Annotated in this window: 18 protein-coding genes; 7 read left to right on the top strand and 11 right to left on the bottom strand. The window is 50.2% G+C overall.

The genetic code is table 11. The features are described from left to right. Positions 1–105: 105 nt before the first annotated feature. From glmS to glmU, 4 genes are all read right to left on the bottom strand, one after another. A complete protein-coding gene (gene glmS / locus D0Y50_RS01015) occupies positions 106–1,938 on the bottom strand; it encodes a glutamine--fructose-6-phosphate transaminase (isomerizing) (RefSeq protein ID WP_117315067.1) in 1,833 nt (610 codons plus the stop codon). Positions 1,939–1,941: 3 nt separating this feature from the next. Next, a complete protein-coding gene (locus D0Y50_RS01010; RefSeq protein ID WP_108567817.1) occupies positions 1,942–2,721 on the bottom strand; it encodes a DeoR/GlpR family DNA-binding transcription regulator in 780 nt (259 codons plus the stop codon). 79 nt (positions 2,722–2,800) lie between these two features. Continuing rightward, positions 2,801–3,829, bottom strand: a complete 1,029-nt coding sequence (locus D0Y50_RS01005; RefSeq protein WP_117315065.1) for a Gfo/Idh/MocA family oxidoreductase — start codon at positions 3,827–3,829, stop codon at positions 2,801–2,803. 265 nt (positions 3,830–4,094) lie between these two features. Beyond that, on the bottom strand, positions 4,095–5,459 hold the full coding sequence (gene glmU, locus D0Y50_RS01000) for a bifunctional UDP-N-acetylglucosamine diphosphorylase/glucosamine-1-phosphate N-acetyltransferase GlmU (protein ID WP_117315063.1): 1,365 nt from the start codon (positions 5,457–5,459) through the stop codon (positions 4,095–4,097). Between the two features lie 204 nt (positions 5,460–5,663). Here glmU and D0Y50_RS00995 point away from each other — a divergent pair, with 204 nt between their 5' ends. Beyond that, positions 5,664–7,085 carry a diguanylate cyclase domain-containing protein gene (locus D0Y50_RS00995; RefSeq protein WP_108567796.1) on the top strand — a complete coding sequence of 474 codons (1,422 nt, stop codon included), beginning with the start codon at positions 5,664–5,666 and terminating at the stop codon, positions 7,083–7,085. Positions 7,086–7,087: 2 nt separating this feature from the next. Here the strand turns inward: D0Y50_RS00995 and D0Y50_RS00990 are convergent, their stop codons facing one another. Genes D0Y50_RS00990 through D0Y50_RS00980 form a run of 3 tightly spaced genes read right to left on the bottom strand, consistent with a single transcriptional unit; the run spans position 7,088 to position 9,835 of the window. Beyond that, positions 7,088–7,978, bottom strand: a complete 891-nt coding sequence (locus tag D0Y50_RS00990; protein ID WP_117315061.1) for a DMT family transporter — start codon at positions 7,976–7,978, stop codon at positions 7,088–7,090. Continuing rightward, positions 7,965–8,429, bottom strand: a complete 465-nt coding sequence (locus D0Y50_RS00985; RefSeq protein ID WP_117315059.1) for a methylated-DNA--[protein]-cysteine S-methyltransferase — start codon at positions 8,427–8,429, stop codon at positions 7,965–7,967. Before D0Y50_RS00985 ends, D0Y50_RS00990 begins: the two co-directional genes overlap by 14 nt. Beyond that, on the bottom strand, positions 8,429–9,835 hold the full coding sequence (locus D0Y50_RS00980) for a DNA-3-methyladenine glycosylase 2 family protein (protein WP_117315057.1): 1,407 nt from the start codon (positions 9,833–9,835) through the stop codon (positions 8,429–8,431). Before D0Y50_RS00980 ends, D0Y50_RS00985 begins: the two co-directional genes overlap by 1 nt. A 227-nt stretch (positions 9,836–10,062) precedes the next feature. Between D0Y50_RS00980 and D0Y50_RS00975 the strand changes: the two genes are divergently transcribed. Beyond that, complete coding sequence (locus D0Y50_RS00975; protein WP_108567792.1) at positions 10,063–11,166, top strand: serine hydrolase domain-containing protein; 1,104 nt, start codon at positions 10,063–10,065, stop codon at positions 11,164–11,166. A gap of 17 nt (positions 11,167–11,183) precedes the next feature. On the opposite strand, the gene speA is transcribed toward D0Y50_RS00975, so the two are convergent. Beyond that, positions 11,184–13,100 (bottom strand): biosynthetic arginine decarboxylase, encoded by a 1,917-nt coding sequence (speA, locus tag D0Y50_RS00970; protein WP_176582440.1) that lies wholly within the window; start codon positions 13,098–13,100, stop codon positions 11,184–11,186. Positions 13,101–13,409: 309 nt separating this feature from the next. Between speA and D0Y50_RS00965 the strand changes: the two genes are divergently transcribed. The 4 genes from D0Y50_RS00965 (at position 13,410) to D0Y50_RS00950 (ending at position 19,033) form a co-directional block, all read left to right on the top strand. Beyond that, a complete protein-coding gene (locus D0Y50_RS00965; protein ID WP_117315053.1) occupies positions 13,410–15,014 on the top strand; it encodes a M28 family metallopeptidase in 1,605 nt (534 codons plus the stop codon). Between the two features lie 290 nt (positions 15,015–15,304). Beyond that, positions 15,305–15,802: a (2Fe-2S)-binding protein gene (locus D0Y50_RS00960; RefSeq protein WP_108567789.1), complete on the top strand. Its 498-nt coding sequence runs from the start codon at positions 15,305–15,307 to the stop codon at positions 15,800–15,802. Continuing rightward, the gene (locus tag D0Y50_RS00955) at positions 15,802–16,824 is read left to right on the top strand and encodes an FAD binding domain-containing protein (protein ID WP_117315051.1); all 1,023 of its coding nucleotides are present in this window, start codon (positions 15,802–15,804) and stop codon (positions 16,822–16,824) included. The genes D0Y50_RS00960 and D0Y50_RS00955 overlap by 1 nt, the downstream gene beginning before the upstream one ends. Next, positions 16,814–19,033, top strand: a complete 2,220-nt coding sequence (locus tag D0Y50_RS00950; RefSeq protein ID WP_108567787.1) for a xanthine dehydrogenase family protein molybdopterin-binding subunit — start codon at positions 16,814–16,816, stop codon at positions 19,031–19,033. Before D0Y50_RS00955 ends, D0Y50_RS00950 begins: the two co-directional genes overlap by 11 nt. Before the next feature lie 57 nt (positions 19,034–19,090). Here the strand turns inward: D0Y50_RS00950 and D0Y50_RS00945 are convergent, their stop codons facing one another. After that, positions 19,091–19,561 (bottom strand): DoxX family protein, encoded by a 471-nt coding sequence (locus D0Y50_RS00945; RefSeq protein WP_108567786.1) that lies wholly within the window; start codon positions 19,559–19,561, stop codon positions 19,091–19,093. Positions 19,562–19,680: 119 nt separating this feature from the next. Between D0Y50_RS00945 and D0Y50_RS00940 the strand changes: the two genes are divergently transcribed. Next, complete coding sequence (locus tag D0Y50_RS00940) at positions 19,681–20,586, top strand: LysR family transcriptional regulator (protein ID WP_117315049.1); 906 nt, start codon at positions 19,681–19,683, stop codon at positions 20,584–20,586. Between the two features lie 8 nt (positions 20,587–20,594). Here D0Y50_RS00940 and ppiC read toward each other — a convergent pair whose 3' ends face one another. Both ppiC and D0Y50_RS00930 read right to left on the bottom strand, forming a co-directional pair. Beyond that, entirely contained in the window at positions 20,595–20,879 is a 285-nt protein-coding gene (gene ppiC, locus D0Y50_RS00935) for a peptidylprolyl isomerase PpiC (RefSeq protein ID WP_108567816.1), read from the bottom strand. A gap of 102 nt (positions 20,880–20,981) precedes the next feature. After that, positions 20,982–24,551, bottom strand: a complete 3,570-nt coding sequence (locus D0Y50_RS00930) for a hypothetical protein (protein WP_117315047.1) — start codon at positions 24,549–24,551, stop codon at positions 20,982–20,984. Positions 24,552–24,575: the final 24 nt, after the last annotated feature.

Below are 24,575 nucleotides of genomic sequence, written 5' to 3'. Positions count from 1 at the left end.
TAAAATACCGCATACGCAATAACGGTAAGAACGGTGTTAGTGGGCCGGTTTCAGGTACAAAAAAAGCTGACCGAAGTCAGCTTTTTTATCATGCCTTATAAAACGTTATTCTACCGTAACCGACTTAGCCAGGTTACGCGGCTGGTCGACGTCAGTACCCTTGATAAGGGCTACGTAGTAGGACAGCAACTGTAATGGCAAGGTATAGATAATTGGGGCAATAGCCGGTTCACAATGCGGCACATTAATTACCCGCATCGTCTCATCACTAGAGAAACGCGCGTTTTTATCGGCAAATACATACATGATGCCGCCACGAGCCCGAACTTCTTCAACATTGGACTTCAGTTTTTCCAACAGTTCGTTATTCGGCGCAACCACAATCACCGGCATCTCTTCGTCTATCAAGGCCAGCGGGCCGTGCTTTAGTTCACCAGAGGCGTAAGCTTCGGCGTGAATATAAGAAATTTCTTTCAGTTTCAGCGCCCCTTCCATCGCAATAGGGTACTGGTCGCCCCGGCCTAAAAACAGGCTGTGGTTTTTATCTGCAAATTCTTCAGCTAAATCTTCAATACCCTCGCTGATGGTCAGGGTTTCTTCCAGCTTCGCCGGTAGGCTATGCAGCGCCTGAACGATTTGCTTGCTGTCGGTCTCGCTTAACCCGTTATGTTTACCTATTGCCAGAGTCAGCATCAAAAACGCGGTAAGCTGGGTGGTAAACGCCTTGGTTGAGGCCACGCCAATTTCCGCGCCAGCTTTGGTCATAAACGCCAGGTCCGACTCGCGCACCAGCGACGAGCCAGGTACGTTACAAATAGTCAGGCTCGACATATAACCTAATTCTTTAGCTAACCGTAGGGCCGCCAAAGTATCCGCCGTTTCACCAGACTGAGAAATAGTGACCAGCAGACTATTTTCATGCACCACTGATTTGCGGTAGCGGAACTCAGAGGCGATTTCCACACCACACGATACATTGGCATATTGCTCTAACCAGTAACGGGCGGTCATACCCGCATGGTAGCTGGTACCACAGGCGATAATCTGTACATGCTTGACGTTTGCCAGTACGTTTTCTGCACCTTCACCAAAGATATCCGGGGCCAGGCCATGCTCTTCCAAACGTCCTTTTAGTGCATTACGCACCACGGTAGGCTGTTCATGGATTTCTTTGAGCATATAGTGGCGGTAACCGGCTTTGTCACCCGCATCGTGTTCGATATTCGACTCGACGATTTCACGCTCTACTGGCTGTCCTGCTTGATCAAAAATATTGACTTCGCGACGCGTGATTTCGGCCACATCACCTTCTTCTAAAAAGATAAAACGACGGGTGACTGGTAATAAGGCCATCTGATCAGAAGCAATAAAGTTTTCGCCCAAGCCCAGACCAATAACCAGCGGGCTGCCTGAACGGGCCACCACTACTTTGGCTGGATCTTGTTTATCCATGATGACCGTACCGTAAGCACCATGAAACTGCTTCACTGAATTTTGTACTGCTTTTAATAGCGGATGACCCGCTTTAAGCTCTTCATTCACAGTATGGGCAATCGTTTCGGTATCAGTGTCACTGGTAAAGGTATAGCCTTTAGCCCGCAACTGGTCGCGCAAATCCAGGTAGTTCTCAATAATACCGTTGTGCACCACCGCTACCCGTTCAGCTGAAAAATGCGGGTGGGCATTAGCCTCGGTAACACCGCCATGAGTGGCCCAGCGTGTATGTGCAATACCCGTGGTACCCAGCGCATTATCACTGGTTACCGCGTCCACCAACTCCTGTACCTTACCGGTACGGCGGATGCGGTTTAACGTGCCATCGTCTTGCAATAACGCAACACCGGCAGAATCATAGCCCCGGTATTCCAGACGCTTTAACCCTTCCAGCAAAATTTCGACTACGTTACGCTCGGCAACCGCCCCTACTATTCCACACATACATCACTCTCCGTTTGGCGTGGCTATCATTACTTTCACGCCTTGTTCTGATATTGCCTGTTTTACCGACGGTGCGATTTCGCTGTCGGTAATAAGGTAAGTTATAGACTGCCAGGGCAATTCCAGGTTAGGCATGCGGTGGTCAAATTTACTCGACTCCGCTACCACGGCTACCTCACGGGCAGCTTTTGCCATTGTTTCTGTCAGTCCGGTTAATTCATTAAAGGTGGTGGTTCCCCGTGCCACATCTATGCCCGACGCGCCTATAAAAGCATAGTCAAAACTGTAGGCATGGGTGACTTTTTCTGCCATGTGCCCCTGAAATGACTGCGATTGCGGATCCCAGGTACCGCCCGTCATCAATACCGTAGGCTCATTGTCCTGTTGGGTTAGATAATTAGCGACATTGAGCGAGTTGGTCATCACTACCAGCCGGGAAAAGTCGATTAAATGGGGTAGAATCGAAGCGGTGGTACTGCCACTGTCTATAATGATGCGGGCATTATTATGTAACAGGCTGGCCGCGCAATGGCCTATTGCCGCCTTTTGGCGAGACAAGCTGGTACGCGTCGTTTTCGGCGGCGGTTCGGCCGCCGGCAACGGGGCTGCGCCGCCAAATTGACGAACCAGCAAACCCTGCTCGGCTAAAAGGGTCAAATCCTTACGAATCGTCACTTCGGAGGTTGAAAATTGGGCCGCCAGGTCATCCACCTGTACATGCCCATGTTCATTTACCCAGTCAGCAATGGCCTGGCGACGCTGCTGCGTATTGCGCTTTTGCATTTCGAAACTTAATATTACACCGTGAAACGCATTTAACATGCATTTGTTACGTTTTGCAAATTAAACTTACTGCTATTGGCTAGTCTTTGATGCGCACAGGCGCGTCGTTAAGCGCACTTTCGAAGGCCCACTCAATTAGCCGGATAACGGGGACAACACTGGGAGCTGAAGCGGGTGAAGGCGCGCCTTCACCAATACTTGCTGCTAACTGGCGATAAAACCCAATATAGTCACCGGCGAGGGTGGGAATAACTTCACCGTCAGTTTCAAAACAAAACTTACCGAAAGATTCATCTGATTCAATACCAAACTGCGTATCGGTAATTGCCATGCCATTTTTAAGCTGTTGCTCCTGCGGATCCAAGCCATACTTACGGAAGCTGCCGGCCGGCCCCTGCACATCAAAACGCAATGTTTCGCCACCTTGGTAGGGCGAGCTTCCTACCTGTACCAGGGTATCCGGGTAATGCAAATTCACTTCAAAAAAGTCATCGCTTTGGCCGTTGTCGCGTAAGGTTTTGATGGTAGCGCTTACGGCCTCAGGTAGACCAAACAATTGTACGCACTGGTCTAACAGATGGGGCCCCAGGTCCCAGAATATACCCGCCCCCGGGCCGGCATTTTCACGCCAGCGATTTTTCGGCACCGGGCGAAACCGGTCGAACCGGCTTACCATCCGCTTTATACCGCCAAACCGGTCTTGTGCTACCAGCGCCTTTAATGTCAGAAAATCGCCGTCGTACCGCCGGTTATGGTACACATGCAAGGTTTTATTGCGGCTTGTAGCCAAACCACATAACGCTTCGGCATCTGCCGCGGATAGGGTGAAAGGCTTTTCCACCAAGACATGGCTGTCAGATTCAAGACATTGTGCAGCTTGCGCATAGTGCAAGTGATTAGGGGTGGTAATAACACACAGCTGTGGGGCGGCATGTTCTAATGCTTCTTCCAATGTGGCATAAACCGCAACATCAGGCAGTACCTTATGCACGTCGTCTGGCCGAGACGACACCACACCACACAAGGAGTAGTCGTCTAAACCAGTAATGAAGGGCAGGTGAAATGTCTGGGCTGAAAAGCCAAAACCAACTAGCAGGGTAGATATCATAATGGGCCTTGTGGCTGTTTGGGCGCTGTTCGTCAGGGGGCTTATTTGACGCCTCCTGGCTATTGAGCCCGTGGATAAAAGAATACCGTTAGGTGCACCGCTGCTGGGCTGAGTAAAGGGCATATGGTAGCCCTTTATCCGGCGTTCTGCGCTGACGAATTATCCCCTACAAGGCAGGAAAAAACGCAGATGCGTGTACCCTGAAACTGGCCAGAATAGGCCCGCCTACGCATAGCGGCGGGCGCGTTCCAGGCCTTAATATCGCCTAGCTTTTCTTTTTAGGGCGTGGCCAGTTAGCAATATTTCGCTGCTTACCGCGGGCAATAGCCAAGGCCCCGTCTTCCACATTGGCAGTGATAACTGACCCGGCACCCACCGTGGCATTGTCAGCAATTGAGACCGGCGCCACCAACGCAGAGTTACTGCCAATAAACGCATTTTTACCAATCTGGGTGGTAGATTTATTCACGCCGTCATAATTACAAGTGATGGTACCGGCCCCAATATTAGCGCCTTCTCCAACCTCGGCATCGCCCAGATAAGTCAGATGGTTGGCTTTTGCACCTTCGCCCAATACCGCTTTTTTCATTTCAACAAAATTACCTACTTTAGCGGCTTTGTGCATGATTGCGCCTGGCCGTAAGCGGGCATATGGCCCTACTGTACAGGCCTCACCCACTTGCGCTTGATCAAGCATACTGTTGGCTTCAATCACTGCGTTGTCTGCCACGGTACAGTCTTTTAATACACAGTTAGGCCCAATGACCACGTTGTCACCTAGCGTAACCTCGCCTTCAAACACGCAGTTCACATCAATAAATACGTCACTGCCGGTAGTAACACTGCCACGCACATCAATACGAGCCGGATCGGCCAGCGTGGCACCACCATGCATGAGCGTTTCAGCATTCCAGCGCTGTAAAGCGCGTTCCAGCTTGGCCAGATGCACCCGGTTGTTCACACCTTCGGTTTCCACTACCTCATCGGGCTGTGCAGCCTGTATCACCTTGCCCTGAGCAGCCGCCATTGCGATAACATCGGTCAGATAATATTCGCCTTGCGCGTTGTCGTTACTCAAGGCTTTAAGCCACCGTTTTAAATCAGCCCCGTTCATCATCATCATGCCGGTATTAATTTCGTTAATAGCCCGCTGTTCGTCGGTCGCATCTTTGTGCTCTACAATAGCGGTAATATTGCCGTCTGCCGAGCGTACTATACGTCCCATCCCCGTGGGGTCAGGTAATTCAACAGTCAATAACGCCAGGTCGCACTGTTGTTTCACGCTCACCAATCGTTCCAGCGTTTGCTGGCGAATAAGCGGCGCGTCACCCACCAAAATCAGTACATCTTCATCATCTTTTACATGGTCGGCGGCTTGTTGCACAGCGTGGCCGGTGCCCAGCTGCTCTGCTTGCAAACACCAGTTCAGGTTATTCCCCGAAACGTGCTGCCTGAGTAAATCGCCGCCGTGGCCGTACACCAGGTGGACTGCGCTGGCCTGCATTTGCTCTACGGTGTTAATGATACGCTGCACCATTGCTACCCCTCCTACTTTATGCAGTACTTTGGGTAACGCTGATTTCATCCGGGTACCTTTACCCGCTGCCAGAACAACAACCGAAAACGCCATGCAAATTCCTTAAATTCTGTTATTAGCATAAAAATAATATTAGGCTTAGTGTAACCAAGGCGTAGGCCATAGTCAGCGATTGAATACGCTAAAACCCAGATTTTGTTTAATCGGTTTGCTCTCTAGGCGTTCAATGTGTGAACAGTTATACTTAACTTCTAATATTTATAAATATCTATAACTTGCAAAGGAGTTTGCATTTTCGTGACCGCGTTCAGAACACTACATCGCAGCATACTGTTATTATTTTTGGTGGTGGTCATCGCCATCGTAACACTGGTGCACTTTAGTGTGTCGAAGATAGTCGCGGAACAAAGCCGGGCCCAGCAACAGTCTATGTCGCCGGCCATCGCGTTGATTGTAGAGGAGCTATTAAAGCCGTTACATATTTCTGAAGCGTTGGGCCGTTCGCAGGAACTGGTTACTTTGCTTGAACAGCCTAAACCAGACAGTGAAGATGTTTTTGCCATGCTCGAACGTCTGGAGCAGCAATTCAACCTGGTGTTTTTTGTGGCCAGTGAGAAAGATCGTATGCAATACATGTCTGATGGCACCGTTATACCGCTCATTGAAGGGCAAGTAAGCTGGTACTTCAAGTACCGCGATCAGCCAGAAAATGCTGTGGCCGACATTGGCAAGTGGGAAGATACGCATTTTTATATCGATATTAAAATTTTTGACGATGAAGGCGAGTTTCTGGGTTTTTTTGGCGTGGGTAAAAGCCTGAAAAGTTTCCTGCAAATATTTAATACCTACAAGCAGCAATACGGTTACGACTTTATTTTTGTTGATGATAAAAGCGATATCATGCTCTCGTCCGAAGCCACCTTGATGGCGGAGTATTCCGATTTCACCAACTTATCCGAGCTGCCCTGGTACGCCAGTTTGCCTGAAGATGTGAAAGCCGAACGCGCCCTGAATAACCGGTTGATTACGATTGATCAACAGGAATACCTGATTGCCGAGGTTAGCCTGAATCAATTCGACTGGACGGTATTTTTGCTAAGCCCGCTGGATAAACGGCAAACCGATATTTCGCAGGGATTTATTGTAAGCGTGGTAACCCTGTTAGTGGTGGTATTTTCGTTGTTTATGATGATTAACCATTTACTGGCCTATTTTCGACGGGATATTCACCGGGATATTGTTATACCACCCGCCCCACGCTTACCTGACCGTGCGCAAGTCGAAGACAACTACAATAACGTGCTTAAAGCCTACCATTCATTGAGCGTGGTGTTGGTTGATATTGACAACTTTGCGGTGATTAATGATACCTACGGCCGGGCCACCGGTGATGAAGTACATCAGCATATTGTAACCTATTTACAAAAGGCGCTACGTAACAAGGATGTGTTGGGACGTTGGAGTAGCGAAGAATTTATTATATTGCTACCAGAAACCGGCCCCCATGAGGCCCAGCAAATTGCTGAAGCACTGCGAAAAGGTATGCAGGACTTACCGCCCATTGATAAAGCCCTGCAATTGAAGCTGACTGCTACTTTTGGGCTTTCGTATACCGCTACCAGCCGGCCTATGCACGAGGTAACCAGTTATGCTGAAGATGCGCTTTACCAGGCCCGCCGCGACGGCTGCAACCTGGTAAGAATGCAACTAATCAACTAAGCCTACTTGGCCGGAGCAAAGCCCCGCCTGGCAAACAGGCGGGTTACCCCGGTGGTCATTGCGACCCCCACTAAAATACAGGCTCCGCCAGCTAGCGCCTGTGCTGACAGGCTTTCATTTAACAGCACCAAGCCCCACAAAATACCAAATAGTGGCACCAGATAAGCCACCGTGATGGCTTTAGAGGGACCAACACTGGCAATAAGATGAAAATACAACAGGTACGCAATACCAGTACCCGCTACAGCTAACGCCACCGCATTGAGCCAGGCGTGTGTCGATGGGTTTACCGCCGGCCAGGTTGCGAGGGCCAGCGGTAATAACATTACCGAGGCCATAGCCTGGCTGCCCGCCGCCACCGCCAGCGGTTTAACGCCTTGTAAATAACGCTTCATCATGCAAGCGGCCAACCCATAACAGGCCGTGGCTCCACAGGCGGCTAGAATGGGGGCCAGGGTTAATTGTCCACCGTGCAGCTTCTGTTCACTGATTACCGCCACCCCAGCAAAGCCAAGCAGTAACCCCAAAATTGCGACTTTAGATAGCTTTTCCTGCAACCAGATAAACGCAATCAGGGCCCCAAACATTGGCGCGGTAGCATTCAAAATAGCATTGACGCCCGCCTCTAAATGCAAACTGGAAAAATTAAATAGCGCAAAAGGTATGGCAGTGTTGATCGCCCCGATAGCAAAAATTGGCCAGAAAAACCGCCGCACATCGGCCAGTTGCCTGCGTAAAAGAAGTACCGGTAATAACACCAGCGTGGCCAGCACGGTGCGAACTTCCACCAGCGCAAAAATACCAAACTCGGGCGCAGCGACCCGCATAAACATAAACGACCCGCCCCAGATAGCGGCCAGCAATAGTAGCGCCAGAATTTCACGTAGCGGCATGCTTGCCTGCTCCTTCCATATTAAGTAAATACTGTTTGCGGGCTAACCCGCCCGCGTACCCGGTAAGCGTACCGTTACTGCCTATAATACGATGACACGGCACCACAATAGCAAGTGGGTTGCGCCCATTGGCCATCCCCACTGCACGCACCGCTTTAGGGTTATCGATGCGCCGGGCGATATCAGCGTAACTGGCGGTCTGGCCAAACTCAATGTCGTTAAGCGCCTGCCACACCCGTGTTTGAAATACCGTCCCCACTGCGGCCAGAGGCAAGCTGAAGCGGGTTCGGCTTCCACTGAAATATTGCTCCAGTTGGCTAATAGCCTGCTGAGTTAGCGCATTAGCCTGGGTGGGCTTGACGGTGTCATCAAATACCACCCGAGTAAGGCCGGTATTATTGGCTGTTACCGCCAACTGCCCACAAGGGGTAGACATAGTTTGAATATACATTAGCGTTCCGCTTGCTGGTTTACCGCAATATCCCACAATTGCAGGGTTAAATAAGTACGCCAGGGCGTAGCCTGGGCGGCTTGTATTGGTTGCGCCGCAGCCGCTTTACGTACAATTAAATCGCTCTCCAGATAAATATCACTGTCGCCCGCCCCACGCAATGCCATGTAATCACAGGTCCAGGGCCCAATGCCTTTCAAGGCCAGTAAGTCCGCACGAGTGGGCGGTTCGCTAGCGGTAAACGCCGTGGCCAGTGCACGTAAAGTATGTTGGCGCGAAGCAGGTAAGCGCAGAGCATCGAGGGGCATGGCCACAACCGCTTCGGGGCTGGGGAATACCGGCCCGTATTGATTTTCGGTATGGGTTTTGGCCACCAGTTGATTGGCATAATTGGTGGCTGCTTTGACTGAAATTTGCTGGCCCAGTACAGCCCGACATCCGGCTTCAAAATATGACCAGGTGCCTGGTAACCGAAGCCCTTCAACCAACTGTTGAGGAGCAATACCCGCAGCTTGCAGGGCCTGACTAATAAGTAATGGATCAGCATGAGTATCCAAAACCCTGGCGAGATTTTCCATGACTGGCTGAATACTGGTCAGGTCGGTCAGTCTTAACGCCACATCAAAACCACACTTCTTTTGATTGAACGTGGCAATGAGATGACCCGGGCTTTGTCCCCAGTTAAATGCCAGTGCATAACTGGTGTCGCTCACTTGCTCTACCAAGGTCAGCGCGTGCCCGGCTAGAAAATCACGCACCTGGGGCCAGTTGTACGGTGCTCGACAGGCCAGAAAAAGCTGAATGGTAGCAGGATCATGGCTCACTTTTTTGTTGCTCCTTAAGGCACTGGGCGTAAGTTGCCAGTGCTGTTGCATTAAACATTGTAAACGGCGGGATGAGTTAAAACCGCATGCTATCGCGACCTCAGCCACAGACAACCCTGACTGCTGAAGCAATCGTTTGGCAAACAGTAACTGATGAAAAATTTGTAATTGTTTGGGCGCTAACCCCAGATAGCGGGAAGTTAGCTGGCACAAATACCGCTGCGACACCCCTAAGCGACGCGCAATGTGCGCCACCGGCATAGCGGGTAGCTCAGCCAGTAATTTTTCTGCTCTGCCTACTGTGCTACCTACGCCTTTCCAGGCGGCAGACTGCGGCGCGCTATCGGGTCTACAACGTAAACAGGGTCGATAACCAGCCGCCAGCGCTTCTATGGCACGTTGATAATAAATAACATTTTTTTCAGCAGGCAACCGCGCCGGGCATACTGGCCGACAAAAAATACCGGTGCTGGTGACCCCCACAAAAAATACTCCATCAAACCTGGGGTCGCGGCTCAGCCGGGCCTGGCGGTAAAATGCCTGGGTTTGGGGGCCATGTGAACGGTTGTGATTACTGGTCATTACCACTACCTCGGGATCATCTGCTACACAGTGTAAACCACTTCGGATACCTAGAAGCGATGAAATCGGAAGTAACCTTTAAAAACCCTTTGGTTGATTCTATGGCCCCCCATACGCATAATACGGCGCACTACTAGTATTACGCTGGCATATGTCCACGTATCGATAACTGTTTCGGAGCCCTTTTGCTGAAATTGCGTCACTGCCGATGTTTCTGGTTGACCCTGATGGTATTGCTTTGGCTAACAATAGGAGGGGCCGCTCAGGCAAAAACTCAACAATGGGTTGAAGACTACGCCCGCTACGTGAAAGGTCAGGCGTACAAATATGATATTCCAGGCTATGCCTTTGTATACTATCAGCAAGGCGAAACGCCAAAGGTGTATGTGTATGGCCGCACCTACAGCAATGGTAATCTGATTAACCAGGATACGGTTTTCAGATTAGCCTCGGTATCTAAGTCTTTCACCGCTTTGTTACTGGCTAAATTGGTCCAAAGCGATGTTATGCGCTGGGATATGAACATCAGCGAACTGGCTCCCCAAATCCCGTTTGAAGGGGTGGGCATGGATCAGTTGGAATTACAACATATCAGCGGCCAGTCCAGCGGTTTTATGCCCAATGCCTACGATAATCTTATCGAAGCAGACTACCCATTAGATAAAGTGCTTGCCCAGTTGGCGAAGCTGGAGCCTATTTGTGCCCCTGGCCAGTGTTATACCTATCAAAACGCACTGTTTGGGGCTATTGAGCACTACTTAATAGATCAAAACACATCCTATCATCGGCAAATTCAGGAACAACTGTTTACCCCACTGGGCATGAAAACCGCCAGCGCCGGCAAAGGGGCCTTGATGGCGTCTGACAGCTGGGCCCGGCCGCATATTGCCATCGCCCGGAATAAATGGCGCAAAGGTGTGGTGGAAAGCAATTATTACCGGTTTACCCCCGCGGCAGGGGTGAACGCCAGTATTACCGACATGACCATATACTTACAGGCATTATTAGGCGAATTTCCCACGGTAGTGCCCCCGGAGCTGGTTAGCCAGATAACCGAACCACGGGTTAAAACTACCCGGGAAGTATATCGTCGTGGCTGGCGTGGATTACTAAAAGATGCCCATTATGGGTTAGGCTGGCGGGTGTACGATTTTAATGGGCACCGCTTGAACTACCACGGTGGTTGGGTGAAAGGGTACCGGGCCGATGTGTCTTTTGATCCGGTCACAAAAGCGGGTTATGTCATGCTGATGAATGCCGAGTCGAATATGATTAATTCGACTACTGCAGAGTTCTGGAAACGCTATTACGAACAGGCTGACGGCCACTAACCGCCAGCCTGAGGTCGTTACCCGCCGGTTTTCAGGTAGGTATAGCCGCTTAAACAGTCTTCATAGAAATCTGTCCAGCGTACACCTTCACGGGGCATAATGTTGCCAGCAGAAACCTGCTTATCAATCAGCTTTTTCACATCATAGGCCATAGCCCGGGGATTATATTGCATAATATGCAGTACATCCTGTACCGATGAACCTTTCACTACTTCTTCAATGTAGAAGTCTTCCGGGTCGTCGTCATGACTGTAAATATGTACCTCGTTTAAGCGTCCGAACAGATTGTGCATGTCGCCCATTACATCCTGATACGCTCCGGTCAAAAACAGCCCTACATGATAGTGCTCATCTTTTTTCAATGGATGCATCGGCAGGATATCGGTAATTTCCCGGCCCACTGCAAACTGATCAATCTTGCCGTCACTATCACAGGTAATATCTACCAGCGTACAGTTCACCGAGGGTTTTTCGTTCATCCGGGTTAGCGGTACCACGGGTAACAACTGATCGATAGCCCAGGTATCGGCCGCCGACTGGAATACCGAAAAATTACACAGATACTGTGACGACAAGCTGTAGTCCAGTTCCTGTAGCTCCTCGGGAAAATAATCCTGAGTGTCACACCATTGTTTCAGGCGGACCATAATTCGCCAGTAAATGGTTTCTATTTTGGCCAGTTCTTCTAAGTTTAGTACCCGAAGTTTAAAGGCATCCAACGCCTGCTCTTTGTATTGAGAGGCGTCGTTGTATACTTCCTGCATGCTGGTTTGCTCGTCGAAATAGTCTTCCAAGTCGCGGATGTTTTTCACAAACACATGCTCATTTTCTTTAGCGGAGGTATCAATTTCTGCACTATTTGAGCGAATTTCGCCCACAATTTCTGTCACTACGCAGCTATGATGAGCGGTAATCGCCCGACCACTTTCACTCACCAGGTTAGGGTGCGGAACCTTTTCCAGATCGCACACCTCTTTCATGCCATACACAACATCTGCCACGTATTCCTGCATGTTGTAATTGCGCGAGGACTCGTTGGTAGAGGCACTGCCATCGTAATCGATGCCTAAGCCACCGCCCACATCAACATAATCCAGGGCAAAGCCCATTTTATGTAGATCAGCGTAAATTCGCGCGCCTTCGCTGATCGCCTCTTTCACCGCCCGAATGTCGGTAAGCTGGCTGCCAATATGAAAGTGCAACAACTTCAGGCAGTGGCCCATATTGTTTTCTTCCAGATAACGCGCTGTTTTGATAATTTCAGCAATAGTCAGCCCAAACTTTGCTCTTTCGCCCCCTGAACCTTCCCACTTCCCGCGGCCTTTCACGGTCATTTTAGCGCGTACGCCAATAATCGGGTCAACGTTAAGTTCTTTCGCTACCTTCACCAATAGCAATAGTTCGGTGTATTTTTCCACCACCACTACCATTTTACGGCCAAGCTTACGCCCTAACAGCGCCAAACGCATAAACTCATCGTCTTTGTAGCCGTTTAAAATGGTCAGGGAATTTTCATTGGTATTTAATGCCAAGGCGGTGATGAGCTCCGCCTTCGAGCCAGCTTCCAAACCATAGTTGAAGGGTTCGCCTGCATCGACAATCTCTTCTACCACTTCACGCATCTGGTTAACTTTAATGGGGTAAACCCCCTGATACTGGCCGTTGAATTCAGCTTCTTCAATGGTGTCACGGAAAATGGTATTTAAGCTGGCAACTTGCGAACGCAGCACATCATGAAAACGCACCACTACCGGAAACTGCACACCCTCTTCGCGGATTTCATTAATCAGGGCCTGAAAATCAATGCGGATACTTTTGTCGGAAGGCACGGGCGTAACATGAACATTGCCATTTTCGCCTATTTCAAAATACCCTCCTCCCCAACGCGATACGCCATATAGCTTTTCAGCTTCTTCGATGCTCCACTCAGACAAGGCTGCCACTCCAGTAGTTAAGGCCGGCTGCAGGCATACAGCCCAGGCCATAGATAAACAATTTGCGCGTATTATAGCGATGCACAATGACTTCGCTATGACTTTATTGTATCAGGACCAATTCCTTTACAGGTAGTGGTAGATAGTAGTGTTCAGCTTACCTAGCAAGGGGGCTAATTTAAACCGCATGGCACAAAATTAATCTTGTAAAAAGCAGTATTGGGCGGCTTTGGGGAAAATTGAAAGTTGATTTCTTCCCCTAAAGTGCGCAAGGCTAGGCGGCATATTTCAATAATAACGGACTTCACTATGTTACTACGTACTTTTACTACCTTGGCGCTTTTGTTAAGCGCACAGGTGCAGGCCGACCCTGCGGTGGGGCAAGATGTCAACCTTGACCAATACCGTGAAGATGTTAAAACCCTGGCCAGCGATGCGTTTGAAGGCCGGGCTCCGCTAGGGGCTGGCGAAGATAAGACCATCGCTTACTTAACCAAACGGTTTAAATCCATGGGTTTGCAGCCTGCTTTCGGTGACAGTTACGTACAGCCTGTACCCCTGGCTCAGATTACGGCCGACCAGTCGATGACCCTACAGATAGGGAAACTGTCTTTTGCCAACGGCAGTGAGTTTACTGCCCGGACCCAGCAAATAGCTAAAACCGTCGCATTACAAAACGATGAGGTCGTGTTTGCCGGCTACGGTATTAACGCCCCCGAGTACGATTGGAATGATTATGCCAATATCGATGTCACCGGCAAAACCGTTATTGTACTGGTAAATGATCCCGGCTTTGCAGCGAAAGACAACACCCTGTTTAATGGCAATGCCATGACCTATTATGGCCGCTGGACCTATAAGTATGAAGAAGCCGCCAGACAAGGCGCGAAAGCGGTTTTTATTGTCCATGAAACCATGCCGGCAGGTTATGGTTGGGGGGTTATTCAAAACTCCAACACAAATACAAAATTTACGCTTATTGACCAACATAATAACCAGGACCAGATAGGGGTGATGGGTTGGCTTCATTTACGAGCTGCCGAGCAGATATTCGCTGCCGCCGGTATGGATTATCGCAAGGCGAAAAAAGCAGCCGCCAAGCCGGGCTTCAAAGCCATACCGCTAAACCAGCCTGTCAATCTGACACTCCGCAATACTATTGAGAAGAAAACCTCGCGCAATGTGGCTGCTCTGCTACCGGGCAGTGAAGCACCCGACGAATGGGTAGTACTGCATGCACACTGGGACCATTTAGGGAAAGCGCTGGAAAACGGTAAAGAAGTGGTATTAAACGGGGCCGTAGATAATGCTTCGGGGGTAGCTGGAGTGCTCGCCCTTGCCCAGCAGTTTGCTAACCAACAGCAACAAACACCGTTACGCCGAACCACTGTGTTCAGTGCGTTTACTGCTGAAGAAACCGGCTTGCTGGGCGCCAAGCATTTTGCCCAAAACCCGCCAGTGCCTGCCGACCAACTAGTGGCTTTTTTAAACATTGATGGCATGAACGTCAACGATGCCGTGGACTACACCCTGCAATACGGCGAGGGGCTGAGCACACTTGAAGACACCGTTGCCAGCATTGCTAAAGCACAAGGACGTTCAGTCAAACAAGATCCGCGTCCGCAGAATGGGTTGTTTTTCCGCTCTGACCATTTTGCCCTCGCCAGAGAGGGGGTACCGGCTTATCTGTTTATGAGCCTGGGCGACACCGACCCTGATTTTATCGCCAACCGCTATCATAAAAGTGGCGATGACTATTTTGCGTCCTGGTCATTGGGCGGCGTAAAACAGGATTTGGCGTTGATTGGCGAGCTAATGCAGACATTGGCGGGGCAAGAGCAATGGCCGCAATGGACCAGCCAGTCCGAGTTTAAACAAAAACGCGCGAATCAGAAAACACCGGCCGGGCACTAGTTTTTTAGCTCGGTAACCCTACTCAAACGCCGGCGTTCTGCCGGCGTTTTTTTATTTCTGTCAGCAGGCTTTTTACTTATTTCCCAAGGCAATTTTAAACCAACCGCCCGATCCTGCGTATGAGCTACAACACCACCTGTGAAAGCCCCTCACCACATTGCGCTTTTACAGACACACCTAAACGTAGGGCAGTCTTTAGGTGTAAAACCGTGCAACCTAAGTATTTGATACTGCCCGCGCCTTTTCGCATAACGCTGGCCAGTATCTGCAACCCCTAAAAGGAAACAGGCATGTCCAGTATCACAATTAATGGCCAGACTCATGGCCTTCCGCAAGACCCGCGGACCACCTTACTCGATTTTATGCACCAGCACTTACAGCTGTTTGGCGCGAAAAAAGGCTGTGACCACGGCCAGTGCGGCGCATGTACCGTACTGGTGGACGGCGAACGCATGAATGCCTGCTTGCTGCTGACCTTCCAACTGGCGGGAAAATCCATTGTGACCATTGAAGGATTAGCCAGCGACGACGAATTACATCCTCTGCAACAGGCCTTTATCGACAACGACGCCTTTCAGTGTGGCTTTTGCACCAGCGGCCAGATTTGTTCTGGGGTAGCGCTTAAAAGCGAGTTAGAAAAAAACCGCCCCAGTACTCTGTGGTTTGACCCTGATTACACAAAAACAGAAGACGTTAAAGAACGCTTAAGTGGCAATTTGTGTCGCTGCGGTGCATACCCCCACATCATCGATGCCGTCAGCATCTGTACCGATGAACAGGAGGCATAATGAAACCTTTCTCAGTATTTTCATTACAGGATAAACAAGACCTCAGCAAAGTAGCCAGTTTTGAGCATTCACGGTTTTTGGCCGGCGGCACCAATCTGGTGGACTTGATGAAACATCAAATAGAAGAGCCTGATCAGATTGTGGACTTATCCAGTTGGCAGGAAGCTCATCAAATCAGTGAATCGGACCACAAAGTCACCATAGGGGCGTTGGTAACGAATACCGAATTAGCCGACTTTGCCTACCGGCAGCCCACGTTGTCGCTGCTTTCTCAAGCATTGCTGGCGGGCGCTACCGTGCAGCTGCGTAATCGTGCTACCACGGGCGGTAACTTATTGCAGCGAACCCGGTGCTACTACTTTTACGACACCACAAAAGCCTGCAACAAACGCGAGCCGGGTTCGGGCTGTGCCGCACTGGATGGCTTTAACCGGATTCACGCGGTGCTGGGTACCTCAGAGCACTGCATTGCGTCACATCCTTCGGATATGGCCACCGCTATGACCGCGCTGGATGCCACTGTGCATACCATGAACGCTGCTGGCGAGGTGCGCCATATTCCGGTGCGGGAGCTATACACATTACCTGGCGATACGCCACATATTGAAACCCAGTTGGGTGCCGATGAGTTGATTACGGCGGTGAGTATCAATAAAACCGCGCGGGGCACGCAGATTTACCAGAAAGTCCGCGACCGTTCATCTTATGCCTTTGCGCTGGTTTCAGTAGCGTGTGCCATGCACGTAAAAGACGGCATTATCGAAAATATCAATCTGGCTTTTGGCGGAGTGGGCAGCCGCCCCTGGCATGCTAAATCTGCCGAAGATTATTTACGCGGTAAAAGTGCCACAGAGGCATTGTTTAGTCAGGCAGCAGATGTAGAGCTAAGCGCAGCGAAAGGCTCTGGCGGGAATGACTTTAAAATACCGATGTTAAAGCGCACCTTAGTTCATGTGCTCGGCCAAGCCGCTAGTCATCAACAACAACATCCAGATCATGAAGGAGCTATCCATGTCCGCTAAGACCTATTCTGATAGCTACAATATTGGTGACCCGGCAAATAGGGTAGACGGCCATTTAAAAGTACAGGGGAAAGCCCGGTATGCGGGGGAAAACCTGTTTGATGCCCCCACGTTGGTAGGCTGGATTTTAGGGGCAAAAGTTGCCAGTGGTACCCTAACCCAAATAGATACCAGCAAAGCGCAAGCTCAGGAAGGGGTGCAAGCGGTAATAACTTACCAGAACTCGCCCGACCAGACCCCTTTTGGCCAGCCCGAAGATATGGGCCGTTTTGGTCAAAGCCGAGCCATGCTCAATGATACACGCATCCGTTATGCCGGGTTCCCGATAGCCTTGGTGGTAGCCGATACATTAGAGCAAGCCCGTTATGCGGCCCGCTTAATTGACTATACTATCGAGCCAGGGCCCATCAGCTTACTGCGGGCCCCGGAAGAAGCCGATGTGGTGCCCGAAGATATTGATGGCGGTTATGAAGCAGATGCCGGAACCGGCGATATCGATAGCGCATTGGCGAACGGTACCCGACTGGACGTACACTATACCACCCCAAATCAAGTATCAGCCGCAATGGAGCCGCATACCAGCATAGCCTACTATGATGGCGATACGTTGACTGTTCACTCCAGTGTGCAGGTGCTGGCCAGCGCGGTGGACTGTTTGTCTTCTACGTTTAATCTGCCGGCTGAAAAAATTCGCGTAAAAAGCCCCTACGTGGGTGGCGGGTTTGGCTCCAAGTTAGGGCTTCACAATGATGCAATACTGGCATGTATAGGCAGTCTACTGTTGCAACGGCCGGTTAAAGTAGCGATGTCACGTCGTCAGGTGTTTCACAATGCGCCCCACCGCGGAATGAGCCATCAACAGATGGCGCTCAGCGCATCAGATGACGGCGCCATACACGGGGTGCAACACCATAGCTCCATGCCTATGGCCAAAGATTATGCCTTTGCCGAAGGGACCGGGGTTGCCGCCCGCATTAATTATAAAGCCAACGCCATCGACAGTCAGCATCGGGTTAAGGTGGTGGACTCCCCCATGATTGATTCGGTGCGGGCGCCGGGTGATGCAATTGGCTCATTGGCTTTTGAATCGGCGGTGGATGAGCTATGTCGGGCTATCAATATGGATCCGGTAACCTTCCGGCGCAATAACATCGCTCCGGTGCATCCTCTGACTGGCGCTGACTTTTCCACTAATAACCTGGATCGCTGTTTAGATGAAGGTGCCAAGGCGTTTGGCTGGGAAGATCGCCAGTATCGTCAAAGCGGCACTAAAAAGAATGGCTTTGGTGTGTCGGTGGGGATGCGAATGAATATTATTGTACCCAGCCAGGCCAAGATAACCGTAGACTCCAAAGGGCAATTCACGGTGCATACCGATATGACCGACATCGGCACCGGCACCTATACTATTCTTACCCAAATTGTGGCGCAGCATTTTGGCGTGCCTGCGCACTGTATTACGATAGATCTTGGCGATAGTGATTCTCCCGCCTCATCAGGTTCGGGGGGCTCGTTCGGGGCGTCAAGTTCCGGCACTGCGGTATTAAATGCCTGTGAAGCTCTGGCTGCCCGGTTAAGCGAGTTGGCTGGTCTGGCTCAAGGTAACGAATTGGTGCAGTTTGACGGCGAGCAGGTACGCTTTGGCGAAGGCGATACCCAGCAAACCCATAACCTGTCTGAGCTATTGCGCAACGCCGGCGAACCGGCGCAGGATAGCTTAAGTGCACAGGGAGAAGTGAAACCCGATGAGGATCATGACAAGTATGCCCAATATAGCTGCGCAGCACACTTTGCTGAAGTCAGCGTTGACACCGTTACCGGTGAAGTCAGGGTCATTCGTCAGCACGGCGCCTTTTCGGCCGGGCGGATATTGAATCACAAAACCGCAGGTTCGCAGCTTAAAGGGGGCATGGTGTGGGGAACCAGTTACGCCCTGTTCGAAGATTTACAGCAGGATCCCCGTGATGGCAGCTTTGTTAACTGTGATTTTGCCGAGTATCACTTTGCCGTTAATCGCGATATCGGCGAACTCTCGCTAGACATTATTGAGGAGCCTGACTACAAGGCCTGCAAACTTGGCAGTAAAGGCATTGGAGAGCTGGGTATCACCGGCTCTGGTGCGGCCATCGCCAATGCGGTATTTGATGCTACCGGCGTCAGAGTAAGAGATTTTCCTATCACGCCGGATAAAGTCATGGCTGGGTTGTAAATAATGTCAGGGCGCTAGGTTAAACCGGACCACGGGTAGCAAACGCTACCCGTTTTTTTATGCTGTTTTGCGCTGCGCCGCGCTAGCCAGTTGCTTAGCCAGATAGGCGTCTACCGAGTAGCTGCCCGCCCCCTGCACAGTCAGGGCGGCGCTAGCGGCCAGTAACGCCAGGGCAAATTCATAACCGTTGTTGCTCATGAACAAGCCATTTTCGAGGTGTACCGCCCCTATCGCGACCACCATAGTGAACCCGGTAATAAGTGCTGCCGGTCGGGTTGCCAGGCCCAGAATTAATGCTATTCCCCCCACAAATTCTGCGCTTGCGGCCAGCAAAGCCATTAAAAACCCCGGCGCTAACCCGATGCTAGCCATCCACTGCGCGGTGCCCTCCAAGCCATATCCGCCAAACCAGCCAAATAACTTTTGCGCACCGTGGGCTGCGAAGATTATACCCACCGGAATGCGCAGTAAAAGTTGACCTGAGCCGGTGGTAGCCAGTATTGCCTGACCTTTGCTAATGGTGTTCATAGTATTACCCTTGCTGTGGGCTGAGCCCGTTAATCAATGATGACGATACTTTAACCAACCCCACCGTAAGGATAAATCCTGCTATCATTGTTTAATTAGCAATAGCATGTTGATAATAGATGGATAAATTAGCGCAAATGCAGGCATTTGTTGCGGTAGTGACCGAAACCAGTTTTGTGCGCGCTGCAGCTAAGCTCAACCTATCAGCCCAGTTAGTGAGTAAATATGTTTCTGCGCTTGAAACCGCCCTTGGCGTACGCTTACTCAATCGTACCACCCGCAAGGTTCACCTGACCGAAGCCGGGCTTAATTACTACCCCCGGGCGCAACAGTTATTACAAGAGCTTAGCAATCTGGAAAATGATTTGGCTGGTCTTCAGCAGCAGGCGAGCGGCATTTTGCGTATAAGCGCGCCTGTATTCTTTGCGGTGTCTCACATGGGTGCTTTGCTCACTGAATTTCAACGCGCTTATCCGAAGGTGGGCGTGGATGTCCAGCTTAACGATCGTAAAGTAGATATTATTGAGGAAGGCTTTGATGTGGCTTTACGTATTGGTAACCTGACCAGCTCATCACTGGTGGCGCGGCGTATCGCTCCCATTCATATGATGGCAGCCGCTGCCCCCGAGTATTTACAAAGGCATGGTACGCCAACTAGCTGGGAAGCCGTTAAACAACATAAAGTAATGTATTATAGCTATGCTACCAATACACCTTACGCCCCTGCTCCCCCACATGCACTGCCAGGCGGCACCATGGTAAGCAATAACGGCGATTTATTAGTGCAGTGCGCTGTGGCGGGCGCAGGTATTGCTATCCAGCCGACGTTTATTATCGGTCAAGCGATTACCAGCGGCAAGCTGGTTCCGGTCATGTGTCATGACCCTCTTCCGGGCATGGCGCTTTACGCGGTATATGCGCATCGCGCGCTGATGGCCAGCAAATTGCGTACATTTATCGACTTTCTAAGCGTGTTTTACGGTGACCCGCCGCCCTGGGATGTGCCCTTGCAGCCTTACCTGTAAACTGTCACTTAACGACCCGTTCGGTAAAGTGTTTTTATCAGATGATAGCCAAAGCGGGTTTTCACCGGGCCGTGTACCTTAAGTAGCTCTTTTTTAAACACCACATCATCGAACGCTTTTACCATTTGACCCCGACGAAACTCGCCCAGGTCGCCACCGCGTTTGGCAGACGGACACATTGAGTGGCGCTTTGCCAGCATCCCAAAGTCTTTGCCTTTCTTAAGTTGTTCCAGAATTTTCAACGCTTCCTGTTCCGTTTGAACCAGAATATGTAGTGCCGTTGCAGTGGCCATAATATGCTCAGTGTAAAGGTTATGTAGCGGATTATAGCGAAGCAGCACCAAAAAAGGCATCAGCGATATACTGATGCCTTGCGCACTGTGCAATAACACTGATTAGTGAATCCAGTACATACCCTTAGATGTACCATACAATATCTCGAGCTTGCCTGAGGTTTGTTCGCGTAGCTGCAGCGATGCCACATTGGCGCTACCAATAAGGACAGGGCCTGACCAAACCAGTTTTCCCTGAGCAGTAAGGCTATGCAGCTGAGAGCGAGCATCGTACCAGCCGTCTTCGGTATTGGCAGCAATAATGAACCGCTGTGGGTCGGTAGGGTCAACTGCGATAGCAACTGCATTATGTTCAAGAGCAAATGTTTCCAACTCTGTGGCCTGGTTATCAACTATCCTCATTGTTCTAAGGGATGCCCCATAATCTGTCCAGAGACAGGCCACGCTTCGCTGATTCGACTGACCATAGAACAAAATTCTGTTACACAGTATATCGGAGACAGAATCCACCACAGTAAAGCGTGTTTCCTTTAAAGTAAGTATATGAACTTGTTCGCGCAGAGTAACCAGCACAGTGGTAACCCCATCAATATCAGCAACATCAAAGTCGGCTATAGATTGTGAAAAGCGGTAACTTGTCAGCTGTTCCTGCGTTTGTGTATCAATGACCGTTAATACATCGCCATCGGCGAACATCACGTCCGTGTGGCCGTCATTATTGATATCTTGCAGTTTTATCTGGTTAATATTGGTATCGTAGTCGCCATACACTGTCCACAGGGATGACAAATCACTAAGCGCAAATGCCCCGAGACCATAATCATATGTGCCGGTGGTGGGTAGCAAAATATCATCAATTCCGTCGTTGTCGGTGTCAGTGATGGCACTAAACATACCGCTTTGCCAAAAAGAGCTGAATTTATCATTTACATTAACAGTGCCGTTTTGATTTAGCCGGGCTATGGAAAGCCCGCTATAACCACTGTCAGTAGTGGGTACAATAAATACCCCCTGTTCGTCATCAGCGCCTGTAGTTGCCCATCCTGCGGCCGCAAAAGCGTCTAACTGTACCGGGCTGGTTTCTGGCTTAACAGTAGCCGTGGTACCAACCACATCCGCGGTTACCAGAATATCTCGCCCACTACTGCTAACGCCGCTTCCCCACAGCACCTCAATATGGCCGTCATTGTCGATATCCCCGGCGCTCAGCGACGTTGAACCGTGCTCCTGTAAGTCTACGCTCCAAAGCTGCGCGAGTGCACTGTTTTCATCAAGGGTAAATGCCTGTACCTCGCCCCACTGGCAGTCACTGATAATAATTTCATCGGTATCATCCTGGTTCAAATTAAATGCCCGCAGGTCGCATATATCTTCTGCATCGCGTGAATCCAACTGGGTTTTTTCAGTAACGGAAAACACATACATCGCTCCCCAGCTATCGGCGCTGATTATTTCATCAATGCCATCGCCGTTAAGATCGCCAGTAGTGACATATTGAGTGCTAAAACCCGTGCCTAACTGCCATTCGTTTTCTGCCGTCACAAGGTCAAACACGCTGCCCGTATTGAGCACCAGTTCAAGGTTTGCATCGGTATCTACATTACCCACATCAAACGTGCTGAATTCATCCACGGTAAAGCTCATAAGTTCAGTGGACGGGTCATCCAAAGCAACCACATTTACGATTGCGAGCGTAGCGCTGTATGCATCTGCCGCAGCATGATAAATAAGCTCTTCAGTACCATCCCCATCAATGTCAGCCAGTAAGGCTGACCTTAAGAAGTTATCCGTATTGAAAATCTGACGTGCTGGCTGGGCCAGGTCGTCAATACGCCACAGGGCGTGATCGGTCACCACCAGAATTGGCTTTGACCCTGCCTGATTTCTGCCTATTGGTAAAACCTGTTGAATTGTTTCTTGCTGACTCAATACATATGGATAGGCCCATTTCTGTTGGTACTGACCATTGTCCAGCGATAATAAAAATACGCGCTGGTCGTTGTCGGTACTTAACAGTTCGTTCTGTCCGTCCCCGTCTATATCCACAACCCACTGTGAGCGGTTGGCTGCAGGAACCTCAATACCGGAGCGAAAAAGTGGCAATGGCTGGCTGGCATTTACGGTTGCAGTAACTGTTTTTTCGATGGTTTCATTGGGGTTGAGCCGGTTACTAAACCCGAAGTAGTAGTTTTGCTCAGAAAATAATAAATCCTGCGGTACCTGCCAGGTAACGGTACCATCCTCGCTCATGCTGGCACCTTGGGGTGCGTTCGTTAGCCGAGCCAGATTATCGGCACTTTCAATATCAGGATCGGTCAATACTACAGAAAAGCTCACCGTCTCTCCGGCGGCTATTGATGCCGGCATATCGGTTACCGTTAACTCTGCCGGCATATCTTCCAGCCAGATGTATTGTTGGTAGGATTCATAGCTGTGTGTGGCATCTGAAACCACCATAGAAACAGTGACCTCATCATGTACCCCGGCGCTATAGGCTGGCAATGTACTGCCGTGCACACCCTCGAGTAAAATGCCGTTGATATACCAGTTGTAGCTGATTTCCAGCTGCGATCGTGGTGTTTCAATATCAAAAAAATAGCCTGGCGAAATGTCGATATCAGTCGAAACGGTATAGTAACTTTCGTTAGTATACGGTTCTCCTGCATAAGGCTGCGATGAAATTTCAGTAAGCGGATTTAAGCTGGCATCTGCGGGGGGTGGGGCAAAAAAGTCTGCGAGGCTAAGGATTTTACCTGCATCCGTTGTACCGTCTTGGTCTGTATCAATAACAAAGGCGGCAGTGTCCTGCTCAAAATTGACGTATGCTTCATTGCCATTGAAGAACAGGGTGGACCCATTGAAATCGTAGGTGTAAGTTTGCGGTTCATAGGAAAAGTCGATATACCCACGTGACGCAACGCTTAACCGGCCTTGCATGCTTTCCAGTAAGCTACCTGACTCGGCTTCGCCCGTGGTTTCGGCATCCAGCAGATACGTTTCATTGCCTACGCTCAACGCTATATACTGCTGACTTAGCGTGGTATAAGGCATCTCCCAATCGGCGGACTCATTAAAGGCCATCAACCCACTAAGCGAAACAGCCTGTCCGTCGTGCCATCGCAAATTATCGAAATACAGGGTGTACGCACTGGTATTTTGCTGAACATCTAACTTAATAACCAGCGCCGCAACACCTGTCAGAGCACTATCGTTGTAATAACTTTTACAGTTATCGAAGTTGAGCGATAGCGAGGCCTCTCCCGACTCATTTAATTGTCCGCTATAGCTAGCGCTGCCACCTTCATCACAATCAAACGTGGCATTAATATTTTCGTCCTGTCGCGCATCGGGACTCAATTCATGGGTTACAATTTCGGGCACCCTCAGGACGTCATCGTCCAACAACATTCGGGTGACTTGCTGAGCCAGAAGAAAGTCCAGTTCGGCTTTTTCTTGGCTGCCGGTATAACTTGCGCTGGCCAGGGAACGGGCAGCCTTATTTAACTCAGAAACCGAATGCGCTGAGGCATTACCGATAATTTGAGAAGCATCTTTGCCGGCTGTCTGGCTACCATTTTGAGTCGATGAACTACTATTGTCGGAACCGCCACCACAGGCCGCCAATACCGTACCGGCCATAACGCCTAACACACCATATCTTGTTAACTTCATTTTCATCCCTGATACTTTTTTACT

The sequence above is a fragment of the Salinimonas sediminis genome (assembly GCF_003429285.1).
GTDB classification, from domain to species: domain Bacteria; phylum Pseudomonadota; class Gammaproteobacteria; order Enterobacterales; family Alteromonadaceae; genus Alteromonas; species Alteromonas indica.
This window is presented reverse-complemented; position numbering and strand designations above follow the sequence as displayed.

What these genes read in the sequence shown, in the direction of transcription:
- D0Y50_RS00985 (WP_117315059.1), bottom strand. Translation starts at nt 8,429, where the DNA reads ATGTATATTCAAACTATGTCTACCCCTTGTGGGCAGTTGGCGGTAACA.
- D0Y50_RS00980 (WP_117315057.1), bottom strand. Translation starts at nt 9,835, where the DNA reads ATGACCAGTAATCACAACCGTTCACATGGCCCCCAAACCCAGGCATTT.
- D0Y50_RS01010 (WP_108567817.1), bottom strand. Translation starts at nt 2,721, where the DNA reads ATGCAAAAGCGCAATACGCAGCAGCGTCGCCAGGCCATTGCTGACTGG.
- D0Y50_RS00940 (WP_117315049.1), top strand. Translation starts at nt 19,681, where the DNA reads ATGGATAAATTAGCGCAAATGCAGGCATTTGTTGCGGTAGTGACCGAA.
- D0Y50_RS01005 (WP_117315065.1), bottom strand. Translation starts at nt 3,829, where the DNA reads ATGATATCTACCCTGCTAGTTGGTTTTGGCTTTTCAGCCCAGACATTT.
- D0Y50_RS00945 (WP_108567786.1), bottom strand. Translation starts at nt 19,561, where the DNA reads ATGAACACCATTAGCAAAGGTCAGGCAATACTGGCTACCACCGGCTCA.
- glmU (WP_117315063.1), bottom strand. Translation starts at nt 5,459, where the DNA reads ATGGCGTTTTCGGTTGTTGTTCTGGCAGCGGGTAAAGGTACCCGGATG.
- D0Y50_RS00960 (WP_108567789.1), top strand. Translation starts at nt 15,305, where the DNA reads ATGTCCAGTATCACAATTAATGGCCAGACTCATGGCCTTCCGCAAGAC.
- D0Y50_RS00965 (WP_117315053.1), top strand. Translation starts at nt 13,410, where the DNA reads ATGTTACTACGTACTTTTACTACCTTGGCGCTTTTGTTAAGCGCACAG.
- D0Y50_RS00930 (WP_117315047.1), bottom strand. Translation starts at nt 24,551, where the DNA reads ATGAAGTTAACAAGATATGGTGTGTTAGGCGTTATGGCCGGTACGGTA.
- glmS (WP_117315067.1), bottom strand. Translation starts at nt 1,938, where the DNA reads ATGTGTGGAATAGTAGGGGCGGTTGCCGAGCGTAACGTAGTCGAAATT.
- ppiC (WP_108567816.1), bottom strand. Translation starts at nt 20,879, where the DNA reads ATGGCCACTGCAACGGCACTACATATTCTGGTTCAAACGGAACAGGAA.
- D0Y50_RS00975 (WP_108567792.1), top strand. Translation starts at nt 10,063, where the DNA reads ATGGTATTGCTTTGGCTAACAATAGGAGGGGCCGCTCAGGCAAAAACT.
- D0Y50_RS00955 (WP_117315051.1), top strand. Translation starts at nt 15,802, where the DNA reads ATGAAACCTTTCTCAGTATTTTCATTACAGGATAAACAAGACCTCAGC.
- D0Y50_RS00990 (WP_117315061.1), bottom strand. Translation starts at nt 7,978, where the DNA reads ATGCCGCTACGTGAAATTCTGGCGCTACTATTGCTGGCCGCTATCTGG.
- D0Y50_RS00950 (WP_108567787.1), top strand. Translation starts at nt 16,814, where the DNA reads ATGTCCGCTAAGACCTATTCTGATAGCTACAATATTGGTGACCCGGCA.